The sequence below is a fragment of the Leclercia tamurae genome (assembly GCF_025566055.1).
GTDB classification, from domain to species: Bacteria; Pseudomonadota; Gammaproteobacteria; order Enterobacterales; family Enterobacteriaceae; genus Enterobacter; species Enterobacter tamurae.
This window is the reverse complement of the sequence record NZ_JAMHKS010000074.1, coordinates 1-18415: the sequence shown is the minus strand read 5'-3', so window position 1 is coordinate 18415 and position 18415 is coordinate 1. Positions and strand designations below refer to the sequence as shown.

General features: G+C 55.9%; 23 protein-coding genes. 6 read left to right on the top strand and 17 right to left on the bottom strand.

Annotated elements, in window-relative coordinates:
- Positions 1 to 70: 70 nt before the first annotated feature.
- From cydB to M8318_RS13140, 6 genes are all read right to left on the bottom strand, one after another.
- Entirely contained in the window at positions 71 to 1081 is a 1011-nt protein-coding gene (gene cydB / locus M8318_RS13165; protein ID WP_106994949.1) for a cytochrome d ubiquinol oxidase subunit II, read from the bottom strand.
- Positions 1081 to 2484, bottom strand: coding sequence for a cytochrome ubiquinol oxidase subunit I (locus M8318_RS13160; protein WP_262663100.1), 1404 nt, complete (start codon positions 2482 to 2484; stop codon positions 1081 to 1083). Before M8318_RS13160 ends, cydB begins: the two co-directional genes overlap by 1 nt.
- Positions 2485 to 2560: 76 nt before the next feature.
- A complete protein-coding gene (locus M8318_RS13155; protein ID WP_106994951.1) occupies positions 2561 to 3433 on the bottom strand; it encodes a manganese catalase family protein in 873 nt (290 codons plus the stop codon).
- Positions 3434 to 3448: 15 nt separating this feature from the next.
- Positions 3449 to 3955 (bottom strand): ferritin-like domain-containing protein, encoded by a 507-nt coding sequence (locus tag M8318_RS13150; protein WP_262663098.1) that lies wholly within the window; start codon positions 3953 to 3955, stop codon positions 3449 to 3451.
- Between the two features lie 31 nt (positions 3956 to 3986).
- Positions 3987 to 4481, bottom strand: coding sequence for a YciE/YciF ferroxidase family protein (locus M8318_RS13145; protein ID WP_106994953.1), 495 nt, complete (start codon positions 4479 to 4481; stop codon positions 3987 to 3989).
- A gap of 92 nt (positions 4482 to 4573) precedes the next feature.
- A complete protein-coding gene (locus M8318_RS13140; protein WP_032613375.1) occupies positions 4574 to 4759 on the bottom strand; it encodes a con-10 family general stress protein in 186 nt (61 codons plus the stop codon).
- 586 nt (positions 4760 to 5345) lie between these two features.
- Between M8318_RS13140 and M8318_RS13135 the strand changes: the two genes are divergently transcribed.
- Positions 5346 to 5864: a hypothetical protein gene (locus M8318_RS13135; protein WP_262663096.1), complete on the top strand. Its 519-nt coding sequence runs from the start codon at positions 5346 to 5348 to the stop codon at positions 5862 to 5864.
- A gap of 64 nt (positions 5865 to 5928) precedes the next feature.
- On the opposite strand, the gene M8318_RS13130 is transcribed toward M8318_RS13135, so the two are convergent.
- The 8 genes from M8318_RS13130 to M8318_RS13095 form a co-directional block, all read right to left on the bottom strand.
- Entirely contained in the window at positions 5929 to 6102 is a 174-nt protein-coding gene (locus M8318_RS13130; RefSeq protein ID WP_262663095.1) for a hypothetical protein, read from the bottom strand.
- A gap of 80 nt (positions 6103 to 6182) precedes the next feature.
- Positions 6183 to 6746 (bottom strand): hypothetical protein, encoded by a 564-nt coding sequence (locus tag M8318_RS13125; protein WP_106994955.1) that lies wholly within the window; start codon positions 6744 to 6746, stop codon positions 6183 to 6185.
- 61 nt (positions 6747 to 6807) lie between these two features.
- The gene (locus tag M8318_RS13120) at positions 6808 to 7245 is read right to left on the bottom strand and encodes a hypothetical protein (RefSeq protein WP_106994956.1); all 438 of its coding nucleotides are present in this window, start codon (positions 7243 to 7245) and stop codon (positions 6808 to 6810) included.
- Positions 7246 to 7640: 395 nt separating this feature from the next.
- A complete protein-coding gene (locus tag M8318_RS13115; RefSeq protein ID WP_166183529.1) occupies positions 7641 to 7985 on the bottom strand; it encodes a HigA family addiction module antitoxin in 345 nt (114 codons plus the stop codon).
- 43 nt (positions 7986 to 8028) lie between these two features.
- Positions 8029 to 8352, bottom strand: coding sequence for a type II toxin-antitoxin system RelE/ParE family toxin (locus M8318_RS13110; RefSeq protein WP_166183527.1), 324 nt, complete (start codon positions 8350 to 8352; stop codon positions 8029 to 8031).
- 220 nt (positions 8353 to 8572) lie between these two features.
- On the bottom strand, positions 8573 to 9466 hold the full coding sequence (locus M8318_RS13105; RefSeq protein WP_262663092.1) for a PhzF family phenazine biosynthesis protein: 894 nt from the start codon (positions 9464 to 9466) through the stop codon (positions 8573 to 8575).
- 13 nt (positions 9467 to 9479) lie between these two features.
- Complete coding sequence (locus tag M8318_RS13100) at positions 9480 to 10103, bottom strand: NUDIX hydrolase (protein WP_262663090.1); 624 nt, start codon at positions 10101 to 10103, stop codon at positions 9480 to 9482.
- Between the two features lie 84 nt (positions 10104 to 10187).
- The gene (locus tag M8318_RS13095) at positions 10188 to 10769 is read right to left on the bottom strand and encodes a nuclear transport factor 2 family protein (RefSeq protein WP_262663089.1); all 582 of its coding nucleotides are present in this window, start codon (positions 10767 to 10769) and stop codon (positions 10188 to 10190) included.
- 109 nt (positions 10770 to 10878) lie between these two features.
- Between M8318_RS13095 and M8318_RS13090 the strand changes: the two genes are divergently transcribed.
- Complete coding sequence (locus tag M8318_RS13090) at positions 10879 to 11754, top strand: LysR substrate-binding domain-containing protein (RefSeq protein ID WP_262663087.1); 876 nt, start codon at positions 10879 to 10881, stop codon at positions 11752 to 11754.
- 3 nt (positions 11755 to 11757) lie between these two features.
- On the opposite strand, the gene M8318_RS13085 is transcribed toward M8318_RS13090, so the two are convergent.
- From M8318_RS13085 to M8318_RS13075, 3 genes are all read right to left on the bottom strand, one after another.
- Positions 11758 to 12444 (bottom strand): RluA family pseudouridine synthase, encoded by a 687-nt coding sequence (locus M8318_RS13085; protein ID WP_262663085.1) that lies wholly within the window; start codon positions 12442 to 12444, stop codon positions 11758 to 11760.
- 140 nt (positions 12445 to 12584) lie between these two features.
- Entirely contained in the window at positions 12585 to 13061 is a 477-nt protein-coding gene (locus tag M8318_RS13080) for a DMT family transporter (RefSeq protein ID WP_262663083.1), read from the bottom strand.
- A 4-nt stretch (positions 13062 to 13065) separates the two neighbouring features.
- Positions 13066 to 13500 (bottom strand): DMT family transporter, encoded by a 435-nt coding sequence (locus M8318_RS13075; protein ID WP_262663081.1) that lies wholly within the window; start codon positions 13498 to 13500, stop codon positions 13066 to 13068.
- Between the two features lie 100 nt (positions 13501 to 13600).
- Between M8318_RS13075 and M8318_RS13070 the strand changes: the two genes are divergently transcribed.
- The 4 genes from M8318_RS13070 (at position 13601) to M8318_RS13055 (ending at position 18203) form a co-directional block, all read left to right on the top strand.
- On the top strand, positions 13601 to 14533 hold the full coding sequence (locus M8318_RS13070; protein ID WP_262663079.1) for a LysR family transcriptional regulator: 933 nt from the start codon (positions 13601 to 13603) through the stop codon (positions 14531 to 14533).
- 24 nt (positions 14534 to 14557) lie between these two features.
- On the top strand, positions 14558 to 15142 hold the full coding sequence (locus M8318_RS13065) for a hypothetical protein (RefSeq protein WP_262663077.1): 585 nt from the start codon (positions 14558 to 14560) through the stop codon (positions 15140 to 15142).
- A 588-nt stretch (positions 15143 to 15730) separates the two neighbouring features.
- Positions 15731 to 16096: a hypothetical protein gene (locus M8318_RS13060; RefSeq protein WP_166183501.1), complete on the top strand. Its 366-nt coding sequence runs from the start codon at positions 15731 to 15733 to the stop codon at positions 16094 to 16096.
- 10 nt (positions 16097 to 16106) lie between these two features.
- Positions 16107 to 18203: a pyrroloquinoline quinone-dependent dehydrogenase gene (locus M8318_RS13055; RefSeq protein WP_262663075.1), complete on the top strand. Its 2097-nt coding sequence runs from the start codon at positions 16107 to 16109 to the stop codon at positions 18201 to 18203.
- The last annotated feature ends 212 nt before the right edge of the window (positions 18204 to 18415 follow it).

The following is an 18415-nucleotide window of genomic DNA, read 5'->3' as shown; positions in this document are numbered from 1 at the left end:
CGGCGGGCCGTGCATGCTGTAGGTTTTGTAGGCCGGGTAAGGCGTAGCCGCCACCCGGCGATAATGCGGCTTAGTGGTAACCCTCGGTATCCCTGACCTTGCCGCGAAACACGTAGTAGCTCCATGCGGTATAAACCAGAATCAACGGGATGATCAGCAGCGTGCCTACCAGCATAAACAGCTGGCTGGACGGCGGGGCTGCCGCGTCCCAGATGGTGATGCGGGGCGGGATAATGTTGGGCCACAGGCTGATGCCCAGCCCGCTAAAGCCGAGGAAAATCAGCCCGAGCGTCAGCAGGAAAGGCCTGGCGTGGCTGTGCGGGTTGCGGGTGAGCCGCCAGATCCATACCCCGAATACCGCCACCAGTACCGGCACCGGCATGAAGTAAAAGAAGTTCGGCAGCGAGAACCAGCGATCCGCCACATACTGCCAGCCAAAGGGCGTCCAGACGCTCACCACCGCCACCACCACCAGCAGCGCCAGCAGCACATGGCGGGTCAGCTCCCGCATATGACGCTGCAACGCCCCTTCGCTTTTCATGATCAGCCAGGTCGTGCCCAGCAGGGTATAGGCCACCATCAGCCCCAGCCCGCAGAAGAGATTGAACGGGGTCAGCCAGTCGAGGGCGGAACCGGCAAAGCGGCGGCCCTCGACGTCGAAACCGTTAATCATCGCCCCGACCACAATCCCCTGGCTGAAGGTCGCCAGCAGCGAACCGCCCGCGAAGGAGTAGTCCCAGAATTTGCGGTGCGACGGCGTGGCCTTAAAGCGAAACTCAAAGGCCACGCCGCGGAAGATCAAACCGATCAGCATGGCGGTAAGCGGGATCGTCAGGGCGTCGATGATCACCGCATAGGCCAGCGGGAAGGCGCCAAACAGCCCCGCGCCCCCCAGCACCAGCCAGGTTTCGTTTCCGTCCCAGACCGGGGCGACGCTGTTGACCATCACGTCACGCGCCTGCGGGTCACGCTCAAAACAGAAGAGCATGCCGATACCCAAATCGAAACCATCCATGATGATGTACATCAGGGTGGCGAAGACGATGATAGCAAACCAGATCACTGAGATATCGACGCCCATTATGGTTTCTCCTCTTCCGGTACCGGTTCCGCCGCTGAGAGCGGACGCGCAGGTCTGCCGTCAGTATTCACCGAGAGATTGTCGGTAGGCTGCGGTCCCTTCTTAATCAATCGCACCAGGTAGACAAACCCCACGCCAAACACCGAGCAGTAGACAACGATAAACGCCAGCAGGCTGATGCTCATCTGCAGGGTGCTGTGCAACGACACCGCGTCAATGGTGCGCAGATAGCCATACACCACCCACGGCTGACGCCCCACTTCGGTAGTGATCCAGCCCGCGAGGATCGCCACCACGCCGGCAGGCCCCATGCTCAGGGCAAACCAGTGGAACGGACGGGAGTGATACAGCCGGTGGCGGTGACGCAGCCACAGACTCACTACGCCCATCAGGATCATCAGCATCCCGAGGCCGACCATCACGCGGAATGACCAGAAGACGATCAGCGAGTTGGGCCGCTCATCTTTCGGGAAGTCTTTCAGGGCCGGAACCTGCTTATCCAGGCTGTGGGTGAGGATCAGGCTGCCAAGGGCCGGGATTTCCAGCCCATATTTAGTGCGTTCCTCTTCCATATCCGGGATGCCGAACAGCAGCAGCGGCGTGGCTTCACCCGGTGGATTTTCCCAGTGGCCTTCAATGGCGGCAATTTTTGCCGGTTGATGTTCGAGGGTGTTCAGGCCATGCATATCCCCGACAAAGGCCTGAATCGGCGCAACCAACAGCGCCATCCACAGCGCCATTGAGAACATCTTGCGCACCGCTGGCCTGTCGTTCCCGCGCAGCAGATGCCAGGCTCCCGAGGCACCCACAAACAGGGCGCTACTGAGGAATGCGGCGATGGACATATGGATCAGGCGGTAGGGGAAGGAGGGGTTAAGGATGATGGCGAACCAGTCCTCGGGGATCACCTGGCCGTTCTCGATGCTGAAGCCCTGCGGGGTGTGCATCCAGCTGTTGGAGGCGAGGATCCAGAAGGTGGACATCAGGGTGCCCAGCGCCACCATGCAGGTGGCAAAGAAGTGCAGGCCGGGCCCGACCTTGTTCCAGCCAAACAGCATTACGCCGAGGAATCCCGCTTCGAGGAAGAATGCGGTTAACACCTCATAGGTGAGCAGCGGGCCGGTGATGCTTCCGGCAAACTGGGAGAAGCCGCTCCAGTTGGTACCGAACTGGTAGGCCATAACCAGGCCGGAGACCACGCCCATCCCGAAGTTAACCGCGAAGATTTTTAACCAGAAGTGATACAGCGAGCGCCAGACGTCATTTTTGGTCTTCAGCCACATGCCCTCAAGCACCACCAGATAGCTGGCGAGGCCGATGGTTAAGGCCGGGAAGATAATGTGAAACGACACTGTGAAGGCGAACTGAAGCCTGGCGAGATGGAACGCATCGAGTTCGAACATCGTACTCTACCCCTGTCAGCGAAATGCCCCGCAAGGAACGGGGCATTGTGGTACAGCATTTTTCTTCGGCGCGGGGTTACGGTTTTTTCTTACCGGCCCCCAGCTCAGCGCCAGTTAGCGGATTGGCTTTCGGATCCGACTCGGAGCGTTTCGCCATCGCTTTCAACAGAGCGGCCTGCTCTTTCGAAAGCGTGACCTGAGCACTACCGTCCCCACCGTCAACGGCAGGTTGCGGATCGGCAACGTACTCGAAGTTTTCGTCGCTGTTCCAGCTGCCGCGAAGATCATCACCTGCAGACATATTGTAGTAGGTGGTGGCGTATTGTTCGATTGGCGGCAATTTCCCCGGTGGGAAATTATTGCGAATCGACTGCAGCGCCTTCTCAAACGAGAGCTGGTGCGCGGCTTCACGGGTCATCAGGAACGCGAGGGCATCTTTCACCCCAGGATCGTCGGTAACGTTGATCAGGCGTTCATAGATGATCTTGGCACGTGCTTCTGCCGCGATGTTCGAGCGCAGGTCGGCTGTGGCCTCACCAATGGTGTCAATATAGGCCGCAGTCCAGGGTACGCCCGCGGAGTTGGTCAGCGGTGGCCCACCCCCGTACAGCAGGGAGGTGATGTGGCTGTCGTTACCGTTTTGCGTCAGGGAGCGGTAGAGTTCCGCTTCGCTTTCGGTGCCTTCTGCCAGTTCGCCTTTGGCACCTTTATTCAACATACCCACCATTGTGCCGATGATTTCAAGGTGGCTCAGCTCTTCAGTGGCGATATCCATCAGCATCTCTCTGCGACCTGGATCGTCATCGCCCAGCCCCTGCGTAAAGTAGCGGCAGGCGGCGGCCAGTTCACCCTGAGGGCCACCAAATTGTTCGAGCAGCAGGTTCGCGAGGCCGGGGTTAGGCTCGGCAACGCGAACGGTGTACTGCAATTGCTTTACGTGTCTAAACATAGGCTCGCTCCTGAGTTATTTTTTCGCTTCCACGCCGTCTGCATCTGAACGCAGGAGGAATTGTTCCGTGGTATCCGGAATGTGCTGGATCAGCCAGTCGGCCATGCGTTGTTCTTCCGCGAGGATAGATTCGATGGCAGGTACTGACGCCACGTCCCCGGCTTTTTTCGCCGCAGCCAGCAGGGAGGTGTAGCAGGCAATTTCAAACTGTTCAAAAACGTAGCCGCTAATAGACCCTTTAACGATTTCATCCGACGCGGCCATGCCGCCCATAGACTGGCCGAACGCCATCATTTTGCTCATGGAGTCTTTCAGCATCGAACGGGAAATATCGTTACGATCAAGGATCTCTTCCAGCAGCGTAATCTGGTGTTTTGTTTCAGATAAATGCTGCTCGATGCGAGCGCGTACATCAGGATAATTATCGATGCGGCTGGCCATAGATTCGAGCATAGATTCAGCTTGCTTTTCCATGGCGTGAGCATCGCGTAGCCAGTCATGGTAGTGTTCTACGTGATTCATATTTTCTTCCTCGGGTTCGGTTAATTCCGGCTTACTTTTCTGCTTTCTGATTAATATTACCGACGGCCAGATCGGTGAGTTTAAGATCGGTGGATTTCTCTTCTTCCAGCGTCTCGGCTAATAATTTTACCGCCTGGGTATAGCCTAATTGCTCTGCCAGCGTGGCGAGGGTGCCATAGCTGGCAATTTCATAGTGTTCGACTTTTTGCGCCGCGGCGATCAATGCTGCATCGCGCACTTCGTTTTTCTCTGTGCTTTCAAGGACTTCATTGGCTTCTTCAATTAAGCCTTCCATTGCAACGCATTTCATTCTTTTCAGTTTAATATTCGGCGTTTTCTCCACGATCTGATCGATACGTTCAATCTGGCCGTGGGTCTCTTCCAGGTGCGCTTTAAACGCAGCGCTCAGATCCGGGCTGGAGGCTTCGCGGGACAATTTAGCCAGAGCACGGGTCAGCTGTTTTTCTGCACTGTAGGTGTCAGAAAGCAGGTGAATAAACACATCTTCTATGCTTTTCATATTCATACGCTTTTCTCCAGTGACATAAAAATTCTGCGAGCCCGCGGACCCGCAGATTACCGATTAAAGTGAATAACAGGCTTTAATAATGAGATGAATTAAGAGTTGTCAGACTTACGTCCGCCACCATGGCTATGCTGACCGCCCTTTTTACCTGCTTCAGAAGCGCGCTGCGGATCGTTTTTAAAATTACCGCCGCTTTGCTGTCCACCTTTTTTCCCTGCTTCAGAGGCTTTTTCACGATCCTGCGAGAAATTACCTGAACCACCACGTTGCTCTGCCATATTATGTTTCCTCATATACATCGTTTATGTCAGTAAGATACGTTTTAATTCGTATCCGTTGTCGTTCAGAATTAAATTTAGCCAGTAATTTTGAAGAGTCAAACCAGATTTTTCGTATAATTTACTGCCCTGGTGGTGAGTTGTATGAATATATCGGTTCGCTTGTTTTCAAAATATTCTTCTACAAGGTTATGTTATCAAACGACCTTCCGGGGTGAGGGCTTTGTGCGCTTTTCTGTGTCTCGCTGAAGCGTACGGAACCAGACGTGGCGGGGGTCTTTACTAAAGTTTACAAATTGAGTAAGCGATGCATAGCGCATAAAAAATTAAAATACGTGGGATTAGTCTTAATTGATTTCTTATATTATTCGCAGCGCTGAAGAGTGACTAAAAAATAATCTAGCGAAGCGGTTGAGTATATTATGCATGGATAACAATGATTCATCGGATATTCTACTTCGAAAAGGGTAAGCGAAGGGCCGGATTAAAAACCCTGATAAAGTATGATGGTGGATCTGCGGCCATCGGCAATACTGAGCCGGAGCGGTGACGCGGTGTCATCCTGCCAGCTGCAACGGTGAGCCATATGATTGATTTCATTTCGGGTATCCTGATCCACACTCCCTTCTGGGTTTATCTCATCCTGCTGTTTCTGATAAGCCGGGGCCTCAAGGCGCGCAAGCCCGCGACCGTGGCGCTGGAAAAGCTGGCCATCATCCCGGCCATTTTTCTGCTCTGGGACATCTACGATCTGTTGGTTTTCCGCACGCTGACGCTGGCGACCGGCTCCCTGTGGCTGGTGGGATTGCTCAGCGGTACTGCGGTGGGCTACATCCTGAGCAAACGCACGGTCGTCACGCGCGCCGCCGCCCCGCGCAGCATCTATCGTGAGGCGGACTATTCGGCCCTGCCTTTTATGATGCTGGCCTTTGCGGTGAAGTACGTGCTGGGCGTGATGAGCGCCATCGCACCCGACGTGCTGCAGCGTCCAGGGGTGAGTGCGTTCGCCATCATCACCGGCGGGCTGTTCGCCGGGGTCTTTGTCGGCAAGTTTGTGCGCTATGTACGGGTGTATCTGGCGGCGGAGATGCGGGAGGTGGGGTGAGGGGGATCCCCTCTCCCTGGAGGAAGAGGGCTGGGATGAACGTGCCGCGTATTGGGATACTCCGTTAGCCGACGTTAACGAGTTCAGCTTTCTTTGTTGGCCCAACGAGGTCCATATCTTTTTCCCGCTGGCCCACTTGTGCAAGTTTGTTGCCGTCAATAGTTGCCCAGAAGTCTGCGGCGCGTTTGGCAGCAGCAGTCGCTTTAACAGAATCGATTTTTTTGTTTTGCTTGATCATAACGTCTCCCGGTTGGTTTTTAACCATTTCATCAGAGTTTACAGCGGTCGCGTTTGCCTGACAAACAGTCGATTTTTATCTCAGTGGATACCCATCACTTTGCGTCGAATCGTTGTCTGAATATCAGCTACTGCAGAGGACATTTTGTTGGGGGCGTAAAACACTTGTGAGAATCCATACGATCGATAGCGTGGTTTCATGTCCTCCAGGGGGTCATGTATCACCACATCATCAAGTTCCATCATGCTGCAAAATGTTGTCGAATAGATCAGGGCAATAATAAAGACGTTACCTGTAAGCGCACTCTTTTTGTGAGCTATCAGATTTTCCAGCATGCAAATGGCGAACTCCTCCCTGCGAGCATCATATTTGCAAATTATTGCTGCATGCAGGACAGCAGAATCATATCCCTTCGTACTTTTTAGGCTTATATCTAAGATACCGTTATCGTTGGCATTTCCACGATAATGCTCTATTGCCCAGCGCCAGTTAAGCACCGCGTTATCGTTCTCATTCCAAAGGTAAGTTTTGTCTTCCTCGCTTAACGAACCTACGATGATGCTATCCCAACCGAAGCTCTGAATGATTTTTTGAGTAGTATGAAGGCAGTGTTCATGTATTTCCTGGAGCGATAAATTGCTCATGTCATCAGCCATCCTTAGCTGTCATCTTCCCCTCACGCTATTGTGAGGGGAAACATTCACATTAGTTAATCCACTCCACTCCCGCATCGGTTGCCAGCCAGCGCGGCGCCTTCAGGCGCTCGGCAAAATAGCTGGTTAACTCTGCCAGCAGATCGCTCATGGTGCAGGCGGTATCCGGTGCCAGCGTATTGCTGATTAACAGCCGGGCGATCGCTTCACAATAACCGCACAGCGCATCGGATTCCGGTGCGAACTCCGGCTGATGCAGGGGCAGGGAATCAACGGTGAGATATGCCTCAAGATCCCGGGGAATGGGCTCATGCAGCGTCGGTTTCAGCAGTGCCAGGCAGGCAGCGAGGCGGCCGCACAGGGCGATTTTCATTGTCGGATCCTCTTCGCACAGCATCGCTTCGCAGAAGCGTTCGCAGTTATCGGCCAGTTCGGTGAAATCGGTGTTGTGGTCGAAGGGGGCGGTAATGAGCGGGTTGATAGTAGCCATATTTATGTTCCATTAAGTGGTTTATTTACCGCCACCCGGAAATGCCAATTTCGCGGGTGGCAGAACTGAACGGAGTTGGCATTACCGGCCTTAATGGATACCGGCGCGTCTAACGACGCCCCCGTCCAGCCCACCATAGAAGTGTTGCCAGACGCGCGGTGCGTTACAGCCCCGCGTCACCATTAAGTTTAACCGGGATGCCAATCCCGACGCCAGATGTTGCTGACGTACCGACACCCTACGCCGCAAATAGCCACTATTAAAGCAGGGAAATAAGGCGGTTTTCATTCTTGCGAGGCGTCTTCAGAAACGAATGTGAATCTGGAGCGCTGTTACATAATTTGGGCGTAAAAAAGCCCACCAGAAGGGTGGGCGAGAGGCGTATTGTCGTAGCATTACGCCACAGACGATTGCGCTTTCCTCTTAGCCAGCATCTCTGCCGCAGTAATGATCTGCTGATGTTCCGCCTGCATGCGCTCGTCGTGCTGAATTTCCCAGATATCCACGTTCAGCTGCAAGTTCAGCCAAAATTCAATGGTGGTATCAAAAGCCCGGGCTAGCCGCACGGCCATGTCCGTGGTCAGTTTTCGGTTGTTATTGACCAGCGCGCTGACGCTGTTTCTGTGCACGTTAAGCATCTCTGCCAGATCGGCAATTTTTAAATGTAGCGGCTCAAGAAACTCGTTAAGCAGAATATCGCCGGGTGTGGTCGGTTTACGGGTGCTGTTTGTGAATGCCATTTTATGACCTGCCTTGTTTAGCGGGTGTCCCCATCTACATCACTCATCGGTGAGCATTGTAGGTATGAGGATCAAGATAAATCCCTTTCGCCTTACCGCCTGACCAGATGAAAATCAGTCGGTATTGCCTGTTCACGCGTATCGAATAACAACCCAGAAGCGGCGAGCTCAACGCTTCAAGCTTGTTGCCGGGTGGGCTACGCAGATCCCGATATGAGGTCGCTGCGTTGATGATGTCGAGTTTTCGCATCAGAGCTGACGCTATCTCTGCCGGGATTTTTCCATGCGGACGTCCATATAGAAAAAACTCCTCAAGCCAGGTATCGCGAAAGTCAGAGATGCTCCTTAACGTAAGTGGTGTGGTCATTCTCCATCCTGGTGAACGTAGGTCAGTCTAATGCACTCATGCACTGTGCGCAAGTGCGTTTGTTTACATGGTCCGTAATGGCAAATTAACCTGGAGTTTTAGCGTGTGGAAGCGTAGCGCTGGGGAGAATGTAAGGTCTGCGAGGCGTCTTCAGAAAAGAGGATGTGCGTAGGCCGGGTAAGGCGTAGCCGCCACCCGGCGATGTTCCACCGATGCAACCTTACAGCGTAAACGCCCCTTCCATGGTAATGACACAGCTGCCGCCCACCCGGACAACGGACTTTCCTGACGAGGCGTCATACCCCGAATAAAGCGTACTGGCCCGCCCCATATCAACGCCCTGGCTAACCTGCAGTGAGAGCGTGGTTTTATCCCGATGCAGCGCCAGCAGTGCGGTCACCGCGGCGGTGGCGCTGCCGGTGGCCGGATCTTCCGTCATGCGCGGCGTCAACATCCGCGCCTGCAGGTCGCCTGGCTCACCGGCATCTTTATCGAGGGTATAGGCATAAACAGAGACCGCACCATCAAGCGGCAGCACCGCGCGAAAGCCCTGCAAGTTCGGCACGCAGCGGCGCAGCGCATCCCGGGAGACGAGTTCCACCACCAGGAACGGCAGGCCAACCGAGGCGACAAGGGGGTTATGCACCGCGGTGCGAATATCTTCTGCAGTCAGCGACAGGCAGGCGGCAACCTTTTCCGGGCTCACTTCAGAGCGGCAGGATAAGGCTTCCGGCGTCACAAGCTCCGCGCCAGTCACCGTGCCGTTGTCTTTTAACAGCCTGACGGGAACCAGACCTGCAATTTCCTCGAACAGCAGCGTCTCAGGCAGAGGCGTGTCATTCATCGCCGCATAGGTTGCCAGCACGTAAGCGGTGCCGACGTTGGGATGGCCCGCGAACGGGATCTCACGTGAAGGGGTAAAAATTCGCACCCGCGCGGTATGGGCAGCATCCTCCGGCGGAAGCACAAAGGTCGTTTCACTGTAGCCAAACTCAACGGCAATCCGCTGCATCTGCCCGGTGCTCAGATCCTCTGCGTCTAAAACCACGGCGACGGGATTGCCCAGAAAGGGGGTGTCAGTAAAAACATCAGCCACAACATAACGTCTTTTCATTACATCACCTCACTCAGTCAAACCAGGTCGGGCGATCTGACGTGGCGATCGCCATGCTGACCTCCAGCTCTTCGGCGACAATCCGCGTCAGCGACAGCGGCGGGAGTGCATTGATATCAAAGAAACCGAGGCTGGTGGTTTCGTGGTTGATGGCCAGGCTGCCACCGGTCTCCTCACAGAGAAAGATCAGCTTATAGACGTGCCACGGCAGGGGCGGATGGCCATGAAGATTGCGATCCCAGACACCCAGCAGTTTGGTGGCTTTGACCTGCAGCCCCGTCTCTTCGGCAACTTCGCGGCAGACGGCGGTGGAGGGCGTATCGCCCACGTCAGCCCAGCCGCCGGGTAAGCTCCATAATCCGTCTTCCGCTTCCCGGACCATCAGCAGCTTGCCGTCACGCAGGATAAAAGCACGCACATCCGTTTTCGGCGTGGCGTAACCAGATTCGGTTACATGATGAAGCGTCTCAGGGTCAATATCGAAGCGCGAAGCCATTAGTTGCGTGGCGATGTGACGAAGAGATTCATAACGTTCTGTATCAAACACATCTTTTGAAAAGGTTAACCCGGTCTGGGCAATCGCGTTCAGTTTTTGATACAGGCCATTGATATCGTTATCTTTAACCGCTTCCGGCATTTTTCACCTCTGTTATGCAGACAGGAAATATCACCCTATCAGTTAATCAAGCTATAGAACATCACGGAAGCGGTTCGCGATCGGTCAGGCTGCCAGCCAGCGTTTAGCCTCTGCTTTCATGGTGGCTTCAAGATCGCTGCCGCGGGTGGCAAAGATGCGTCCCAGCGGGAAGCCGCTCTGCTCCAGCAGATATGCCAGCGCAGCATATTCCCGCGGGTACTTCGCCACGATGCTCTGGTCAATCGCCACCGGTCCCATCGGGAAGGTGAATGTCCCCATGTCGTAAATGCTCTGACGATGAAACAGTCGCCATACACCGTCTCGTTTTTCGGCCAGGTCGTAAAAGCGATTGTGGCATTCGCAGCCGATATTCAGCTTCACATTCTCCGCAATGATGATGGCGTTGGTCTCGAGGATCGCTTTATTCCCGGTGGCATTGAAGGTCACGGCGGGCGTGGCGATAAGGTGTTTGGTGCGTAAATCCGATGCCCCCATGCGCATGGAGCCCTCGACAAAATCGCTCCCCAGCCCTTCGAACCAGGTGATCTCAATGGTGCCATCCGGATGGAACAGATCGCGCAACTGCGCCCATTCGCCCAGATCCCGGTGCATCCAGCCATTCATCAGATCGTTGAGTTGCTGACGGTCATTGTGTTGATCATGCATCGCTTTTGCTCCTGTTAGTTGACCAGATGCAGTGTGGTCCCAAAAAACGATAAAATGAAATAGAGAGATATGACCAATCAATCAGTTTTAATTATCGATGGGGTAGGGCATGGAGTTACGTCACCTGCGGTATTTTTTGGCCGTCGCCGAAGAGGGCCACTTTGGCCGGGCTGCGGCACGGCTTAACATCGTTCAGCCCGCCCTGAGCATGCAAATCAAGGCGCTGGAAGAGGAGCTGGGCGGGGCGCTATTTATCCGCACCAGCCGTCGGGTGGAGCTGACGGAAGCCGGATTATTACTCCAGGATGAAGCCCGGCGGACGCTGGAGCAGGCGGAGCACACCCGCTTAAGCGTGGAACGCGCCCTGCGCGGAGAGACGGGCCGGGTCCGGGTGGGCTTTGCCGGAAACGCCATTTTTAGCGGCAAGCTGATCGCCGACCTGCGCCTGTTCCGTCAACGTTTTCCCGATGCTGAGCTGCTGATCCACGAAGCCGGCCCGCAGGAGCAGGTCGAGGCCATTCTTGCCGGGCATCTGGACATCGGTTACACCCCCGCGCACAGCAATATTGCGGCACCGGACATTGCGGTCAGACGCATTGGTGACTGGGAGATATGTGTTGCGCTGCCTGAGGATCATCCGCTCGCGCAGCATTCGGCCTTAACGGTTGACATGCTCGCCGGACAACCCCTGGTACTCTATGAGGCGCACGACGTGCATGAGCATCTGTTTATCATGCTCACGCAGAAGCTGGGAGAGAAGTGTCATATCGCCTACCGCTCGGGCAGCACTCTGAGCACCCTGGCGATGGCGGCAACCGGACTGGCGCTGGCCCTGGTTCCGGCCCCCCTGCAGCAGGTCGCGATTCCGGGCCTGGTGTATCGCCCGCTGAATGAACCTGATTTAACCGCCAATCTGGTGTTAATCAGCCAACGCCAGCCGACCAGTGAAACGGTAAAGGCTTACCTTAAGCTGGCGACCGGGTAGTTTTCAGAACGGGCTGGCATGGCGGGCGGCGATCGGCTCCCCGCTGATGGGATGGGCAAAATGGAGCTCGCTGGCGTGCAGCATCAGCCGTGGCGTCCGCTCGGTGCCGGGCGGCAGGAGCCCGCCATACAGATCGCAGCCCAGAATCGGGTGGCCCAGCTGCTGGCAGTGGATACGCAGCTGGTGGGTGCGCCCGGTCTCCGGGATGAGTTCAACCCGCGTCACCGGTACGTTCCCGTCATGATAAAAGCGCTCCACCACCCGATAGCGGGAGCGGGCCGGTTTGCCGTTGATGGCGCAAATCGACATCAGCGGAAACAGCGCCGGATCTTTGGCAATCGGCGCGTCGATCACCCCTTCGTCATCGGCAAGATGACCGCACAGCAGGGCGGTGTAGATTTTGGTCACGCTGCGCTGGCTGAACTGCTGGCAGAGGGCAGCATTGATCGCCTTGTTGCGGGCAATCACCATCAGCCCGGAGGTGCCGAAATCAAGGCGATGCACCAGCGTGCAGCCGGGGAAAGCCTGCACTAGTCGGTAGTGCACAGAATCGAAATTTTGCGGATTCTTCCCCGACAGGCTGAGCAGCCCGCTGGGTTTATTGATCAGCACCAGATGATCGTCCTGCCACAGCGTCTCTATCGGAGTGTGGCACGGCGGGGCAATAAAGGTATCGATAATGGCAGACATCAGGCTGACCGGAGGATAAAAGAGGCGGGGATGATAACCAATTTGCCGCGGGCTGGCGAATCGGCTGTATTTGCCGGGTGGCGCTGCGCTTACCCGGCCTACAGGAGCGTAGGCCCGTGCAAGCGCAGCGCCGCCGGGCATTATGTTGCTTGCGCAGGAGCCTCTTTAGTTTCCGGCGTTCTGCTGCTGGAGTAGATAAAGAACAACGCGATCCCCAGGCAGACGACGGCCCCCAGACGGCTCATCGAAAACGGAATGGCCGCATTGCCCAGCCAGCCGAAATTGTCGATCAGCATGCTCATGGTGAGCTGACCAAAAATCACCGCCACCGTGGCGACCGCGGTACCGATACGTTGCACGGCCAGCACCATAATCACGATGTAGGGCACGCCAAACATCGCCCCCAGCAGCTGCCATTTAGGCACATCCATCAGGGTGACGGCATGCTTAGGCTCAAAGAAGAAGATCAGCAGGGCGGTGACCAGCGCGCCGACGGAAAAGGTCAGGAACGCGCTTTTGAAGACGCCGACTTTGCTGCCCAATTGTCCGTTGATGGCGGCCTGGATGCTCAGCGTCGCACCGCCGATGACCGCCAGAATAATCATGATAAATGTCATTGTGTTACCCCTGTGCAACCAGAACCAGCGCGGCGATGATGAACCCCAGCGCGATGATGCGTTTACTGTCAATTTTGCGGTGCGGCGTACCCAGCAGGCCGTAATGGTCGATGATCAGGCTCTTAAACACCTGGCCCGCAAGAATACCAATCATGGTCATGGCGATGCCGATCGCCGGTGTGGCGATGGTCAGAATAATGACGTAGATCGGGCCGAGTACCCCGCCCAGCAGTTGCCATGAGGGTTGGGAAAAAAACGACGGGCTGTTACGCGGGCTGAAAAACAGCATCAGCAAAAACGTCAGGGCGGCACCCACGCCGAACACGCTGAACGTGGCCCACAGATCGCCCACCTCGCCGCCGAGCGGCCCCAGCAGCCCAGCCTCGACGGACAGCCCCATGCCGCCCGCGATCACGAATAAAATCAATATCAGTTGCATACTACGCCGTCTCTCCATCGTTAAGGCCGGGAAGCGTACGCCTGAACATCCGTGAGAAAAATGCCATAATGCAATAAACACCTGTGCAGGAAATGCATTAATGTACGACGCCGCAAACATCAATATTCGCTGGCTGCTGATCTTTATTGCGGTCTATGAAACCCAGAACTTTTCGGTGGTGGCGCGGCGGGAAGGGGTGTCGGCCTCGCAGGTCTCCCGCGTGATTCATCAACTGGAAGACGCCCTCGGCCAGCAGCTGTTCTACCGCAACACCCGGGCGATCATCCCTACCGAGAGCGGTCATCTGTTTATCCGCTTTGCCCGGGCGATGGTCAGTAATCTTGACGATGCGCGCCGGGAGCTGGACGAGCGCAAGCGGGAGCCTTCCGGCGTGGTGCGCATCAATGCCCCGGTCTTTTTCGGCCAGCGACATATCGCACCCGGCCTCCCTGGCCTGACGGAACGTTATCCCCGGCTTAGCATCGAGCTGACGCTGACCGATGATTACATCGATCCCCATCGGGATGCCGCCGACGTGATCTTTCGTATCGGCGCGCTGACCGACTCCACTTTTCACGCCCGGGTACTGGGCCAGCAGTTTTATCACCTTGCTGCTTCGCCAGCGTACCTGCGTAAATACGGCACACCGGAAACGCCGGACGATATTATGGACCACAAATGCCTGGTTTATCGCGGCTCGTCCGGCCCCAACCGCTGGCTGCTGCGTCGGCCCGGTGAGGCGTGGACCCACTATCCCGTCACGCCGCTGATGTCATCCAACAACGCCGAAACCCTGCTTATCGCGGCATTGGGTGGAATGGGGATGGTGCTGTTCCCCGACTGGCTGATTGGCGACCGGGTCCACAATGGAGAGCTGGTGAAACTCCTGTCGGACCACGAGGCCTCCATCAATACCGAGCCGCTCACTATTGCGGCGATCTACCCCCATACGCGCCATCCGCCGCTGAATGTGCGGGCGGTGATTGATTACTACGTGGAGGCGTTTGGTTCGCCGCTTTACTGGCAATCATAGGTTAATGCTCAAAGGAGAAGATAAATGCGTCAACTGTCAGTCCTGTTCTGTCTGTTATTACTCACCGGCTGCGTCGTCAGCTCGCCGCAAAAAGCGCAATTTAATGCGGAGTATCCGAACCGCCAGGATATTCGCAGTCACACGCTGTACCGCTTTATGACGAAACCGCTCAAGCCGGGCGGGGGAGATTACTATGGTGCAAACGATCTGGCCGAGACGCTGTATGTCAGAGCCGACAACGCGGCGATGGTGGAGTTACGCTTCAACTATCCGGGCAGATCGCTGCAGGTGAAATCGCTGGATGCGCAGAACAGAACGCTGCGGGAGGAGACTTACGCGCTGCTGGATGCGTCGGCGGCAAAACCGTCCGATGTCGAAAGCCGGTACTTCTTCCTGACCAAAGAGGGCGTACTGTTAACGAAGTATAAAAATTGCACCCCGGATATGAGCGTCGGTTGTCGCTGGCAGGACCGCACGCTGTTTATTACCCGCAATGGCGATATGGCGGTGCAGTTAGCCAAAGGCGGCGCGGGCATGGCATTTCTGGTGATCCCGTTTTATGGCTCGCAGAAATATCTGGAGATTTTCCCGAAGGCGCCGGGCGCGTAGTTGCCTGTCCCCCCTCTCCCTTGAGGGTGAGGGGGGACAGGCCGCACTGCATCGCCGGTTGGCGGCTACGCCTTACCCGGCCTGGAACACCGCTCTGATGCGGGCAAATACAAATTAATGAATTGTTATTATGGTTTTTAATTAGCGAACTATAAGACTGTAACTACGTTGATTATCTTTCAGGGTTACGCACATGTTTCTGTCATGGTGGATAATTGTTCCAGTCGTTATAGGGGTCGCCATACTCTTCGTCATGGTTTCCCGTCTCTCTAATGAAGTCGATAAGCTTGAAACGGCGTTAGAAGAGAGCCGGGGACAGCTGAAGTCTCTCGGTTATCACGCTGATGCGTTCAAACAGGCGACGCGACGCGTACCTGAAAATTTGCAGCGGGTGAAAAGTTAAACATCACCTGGCCAGGAATCGCCTTAAATAAATCCTCTTCTATACTCATTTACGTTTAGTGAATTATGCCGCTGTTCTTCACGCTGCGTTGATTTTTTAGCTACCGCCCGCGCCAATAACAGCTGCACCTACCCACAAAAACGCCGTTTGAGTTATTTGTTCATTTTATAAGGGGACTTCCTGGTATGTTGCACTCTCAACCCTCCCGCGTCGGCAGCCTGTTGCTGTTGCTGGCTGCGGTCATTGGCTTCGCGGTGGCGTTATACGCGTGGCTGACACCGCTTACTGGCGTCACCGGTACTATCGGTGCGCTGGGCGTGGCCATCGCCTGTCTGTTTCTGGCAATACTGAGCTTTATTTTGCGTGCCGCATCCCGTCGCGGCGGGCGCATTTTCCTGATTATTGTCACCCTCGTGTTCTTGTTTGGGATTGGTTTTGCAGCCGCGTTGCTGCACCAGTACATCATTACGGCAGCTATGGTGGTCGGCCTGGTCGGTCTGATTATGCTGAGCAGCAATTCCGTTCGTCACAATCCCCGCGTCAGAGCCTGAGGAGCCACCCGTGCATAACGATAAACACTATTCCGTCCTTAAGGTCAGCATGACAGCGCTGGCGCTGCTGGTTACTCCATTCTCGCTGCAGGCGCAGGATAAAGCCGCTGAAGCCTCTCAGGGAACCCAGGAAGAACTCAATGTGGATGCGGCCGATCAGCAGGCGCCGGGCACCACAAAAACCACTGACGAGGCGTCAACCGGTCAGGAAGGCGGACAAAAAGTCGCGTCGGTCAATCAACCTGCGACGCCGCTGGTGCCCTCTGCCGCCACCTGGGACAGCTTCCATGGGCAGCTTAACGCCCAGAAATACAGTCCGTTGACCCAGATTACGGCGGAGAACGTCGGTAAATTAACCAAAGTCTGGGAGTTCCATACCGGCGACGTCTCGGATGGCAAAGGCGACACCCCGGCTACCGTCTGGTCCGCGACGCCCATCTTCGCCAATGAGACCATCTACATAGGCACCCCTTTCGATCGCCTGATTGCGCTGGACCCGGGCACGGGTAAAGAGAAGTGGCACTATGACACCAAATCTTCACGCAAGGCGCTGACCCAGCCGGTGCTGAAAAACCGCGGCGTCTCTTACTGGCAGGCAAAAAATCCGGTCGCCGGAGAGGCGTGTCAGAAGATGGTGTATATGGGTACCGTTGACGGCATGCTCTTTGCGCTGGATGCCGATACCGGCAAGCCGTGCAGTGGCTTTGCGGACAAGGGGGTGCTGAACATTAATCAGTGGAACACGGTTAATGCCAAGTACCCGCTCTCCATCCTGCAGCCGCCAACCGTCGTGGGCGACCATCTGATTGTCGGTTGGGCCGGTAAAGACTGGGCCTATGCCGAAGCGCCTCCGGGCAGCGTATTTTCCATCAATGCCCGCACCGGCGAGCGCGAATGGACCTTTGATGCGATCCCGGCTGAAATCCGCCAGCGTACCGGGACGGCCAACGTCTGGACGCACATGTCCGCCGATGAGGCCAACGGCCTGGTCTATCTCCCGGTGTCATCCCCGTCCCCTAACTACTGGGGCGGCAACCGCGTCGACCCTATTCCACTCGGTACCTCTACCACCGCGCTGGATATCAATACCGGTAAAGTGGTCTGGTCTCGTCAGTGGGTGCACCACGACGTGTGGGATTACGATATCAACTCTGCGCCAACGCTGATGGATATCACCGTAAACGGCAAGCAGATCCCGGCGCTGATTCAGGCCACCAAGCAGGGCTTTTTGTTTGTGGTTAACCGTCTGACGGGCGAAGATGTCTGGCCTATCGAAGAGCGTCCGGTACCGCAGGGCGATGGTTCGGTGCAGGGCGAAGTTCTCTCGCCAACGCAACCTTTCCCGACGAAACCTGCGCCGCTGCTCGATCAGTCGAAAAAACCAGAGATCTGGAAGCTGGCGGATGTCGTCGGTGCCGGGCAATGTACTCGCCTGTGGGACAATCTCACCTATGAGGGCATGTACACCCCGCCTGTGACCAAAGGCGAAGGCACTCTGACCTATCCGGACAGCGCCGGTGGCGTGCAGTGGGGCGGGGTGGCGTTCGATCCGCACAAGCAGATTGCCATCGTTAACACCTCCCATATCGTGCAGTACGTGAAGCTCTATAGCCGTGAAGATTACGATAAAGCGGATAAAAGCGCCGGGAATGAGAGCGGCTTTGCGCCTCAGGAAGGGGCACCTTATGGCCTGCGCCTGATGGTGGCGAATAACTGGTTGGGTATGCCGTGCTGGAAGCCGCCGTTTGGTGAGATCGTGGCGCTGGATATGCATACCGGTGATGTGAAGTGGCGTCGTCCGGTTGGCGCATCCCAGCAGTATGGCTTCTTTATGCCGGAAAGCTGGGGTTCCCCGACCATTGGCGGCCCGGCGGTGACAGCAGGGGGCGTTGTCTTTATCGGTGCCTCGATGGATGCCAAAGTGCGCGCTTACTCGGTGGAGAGCGGTGAAGAGCTGTGGGCCGATCAGGTTGAAGCCCCTGCGGTAGCGAACCCGTCGGTCTATGAGTACAAAGGCCGTCAGTATGTGGCGTTCGTTGCAGGCGGGAATACTATCCTGAAGGATCAGGTGGGCGATCAGGTGGTGGTGTACGCACTGCCTGAATAGTACCGTTCACATACCCCAGGGGGGAGGAGGTGCACTGAACCCCCCACCTGAGTCGCATGTTCCCCCTCACCCTAACCCTCTCCCTTGTACGGTCCGGGGACATCATGAACACTTGTTCGGGGACATGGTAGACACTTACAACTAAGGCATAAGAACCCGTCTGTGGAGTCGCTTATGCCGTGGGATGCGAGAGATACCATGTCACTACGTAC

What these genes read in the sequence shown, in the direction of transcription:
- M8318_RS13090 (WP_262663087.1), top strand. Translation starts at nt 10,879, where the DNA reads ATGGAGTTACGTCACCTGCGGTATTTTTTGGCCGTCGCCGAAGAGGGC.
- M8318_RS13105 (WP_262663092.1), bottom strand. Translation starts at nt 9,466, where the DNA reads ATGAAAAGACGTTATGTTGTGGCTGATGTTTTTACTGACACCCCCTTT.
- M8318_RS13140 (WP_032613375.1), bottom strand. Translation starts at nt 4,759, where the DNA reads ATGGCAGAGCAACGTGGTGGTTCAGGTAATTTCTCGCAGGATCGTGAA.
- M8318_RS13100 (WP_262663090.1), bottom strand. Translation starts at nt 10,103, where the DNA reads ATGCCGGAAGCGGTTAAAGATAACGATATCAATGGCCTGTATCAAAAA.
- M8318_RS13130 (WP_262663095.1), bottom strand. Translation starts at nt 6,102, where the DNA reads ATGATCAAGCAAAACAAAAAAATCGATTCTGTTAAAGCGACTGCTGCT.
- M8318_RS13095 (WP_262663089.1), bottom strand. Translation starts at nt 10,769, where the DNA reads ATGCATGATCAACACAATGACCGTCAGCAACTCAACGATCTGATGAAT.
- M8318_RS13080 (WP_262663083.1), bottom strand. Translation starts at nt 13,061, where the DNA reads ATGACATTTATCATGATTATTCTGGCGGTCATCGGCGGTGCGACGCTG.
- M8318_RS13120 (WP_106994956.1), bottom strand. Translation starts at nt 7,245, where the DNA reads ATGGCTACTATCAACCCGCTCATTACCGCCCCCTTCGACCACAACACC.
- M8318_RS13125 (WP_106994955.1), bottom strand. Translation starts at nt 6,746, where the DNA reads ATGAGCAATTTATCGCTCCAGGAAATACATGAACACTGCCTTCATACT.
- M8318_RS13070 (WP_262663079.1), top strand. Translation starts at nt 13,601, where the DNA reads ATGTACGACGCCGCAAACATCAATATTCGCTGGCTGCTGATCTTTATT.
- M8318_RS13065 (WP_262663077.1), top strand. Translation starts at nt 14,558, where the DNA reads ATGCGTCAACTGTCAGTCCTGTTCTGTCTGTTATTACTCACCGGCTGC.
- M8318_RS13110 (WP_166183527.1), bottom strand. Translation starts at nt 8,352, where the DNA reads ATGACCACACCACTTACGTTAAGGAGCATCTCTGACTTTCGCGATACC.
- M8318_RS13150 (WP_262663098.1), bottom strand. Translation starts at nt 3,955, where the DNA reads ATGAATCACGTAGAACACTACCATGACTGGCTACGCGATGCTCACGCC.
- M8318_RS13145 (WP_106994953.1), bottom strand. Translation starts at nt 4,481, where the DNA reads ATGAATATGAAAAGCATAGAAGATGTGTTTATTCACCTGCTTTCTGAC.
- cydB (WP_106994949.1), bottom strand. Translation starts at nt 1,081, where the DNA reads ATGGGCGTCGATATCTCAGTGATCTGGTTTGCTATCATCGTCTTCGCC.
- M8318_RS13115 (WP_166183529.1), bottom strand. Translation starts at nt 7,985, where the DNA reads ATGGCATTCACAAACAGCACCCGTAAACCGACCACACCCGGCGATATT.
- M8318_RS13155 (WP_106994951.1), bottom strand. Translation starts at nt 3,433, where the DNA reads ATGTTTAGACACGTAAAGCAATTGCAGTACACCGTTCGCGTTGCCGAG.
- M8318_RS13135 (WP_262663096.1), top strand. Translation starts at nt 5,346, where the DNA reads ATGATTGATTTCATTTCGGGTATCCTGATCCACACTCCCTTCTGGGTT.
- M8318_RS13085 (WP_262663085.1), bottom strand. Translation starts at nt 12,444, where the DNA reads ATGTCTGCCATTATCGATACCTTTATTGCCCCGCCGTGCCACACTCCG.
- M8318_RS13160 (WP_262663100.1), bottom strand. Translation starts at nt 2,484, where the DNA reads ATGTTCGAACTCGATGCGTTCCATCTCGCCAGGCTTCAGTTCGCCTTC.
- M8318_RS13075 (WP_262663081.1), bottom strand. Translation starts at nt 13,500, where the DNA reads ATGCAACTGATATTGATTTTATTCGTGATCGCGGGCGGCATGGGGCTG.
- M8318_RS13060 (WP_166183501.1), top strand. Translation starts at nt 15,731, where the DNA reads ATGTTGCACTCTCAACCCTCCCGCGTCGGCAGCCTGTTGCTGTTGCTG.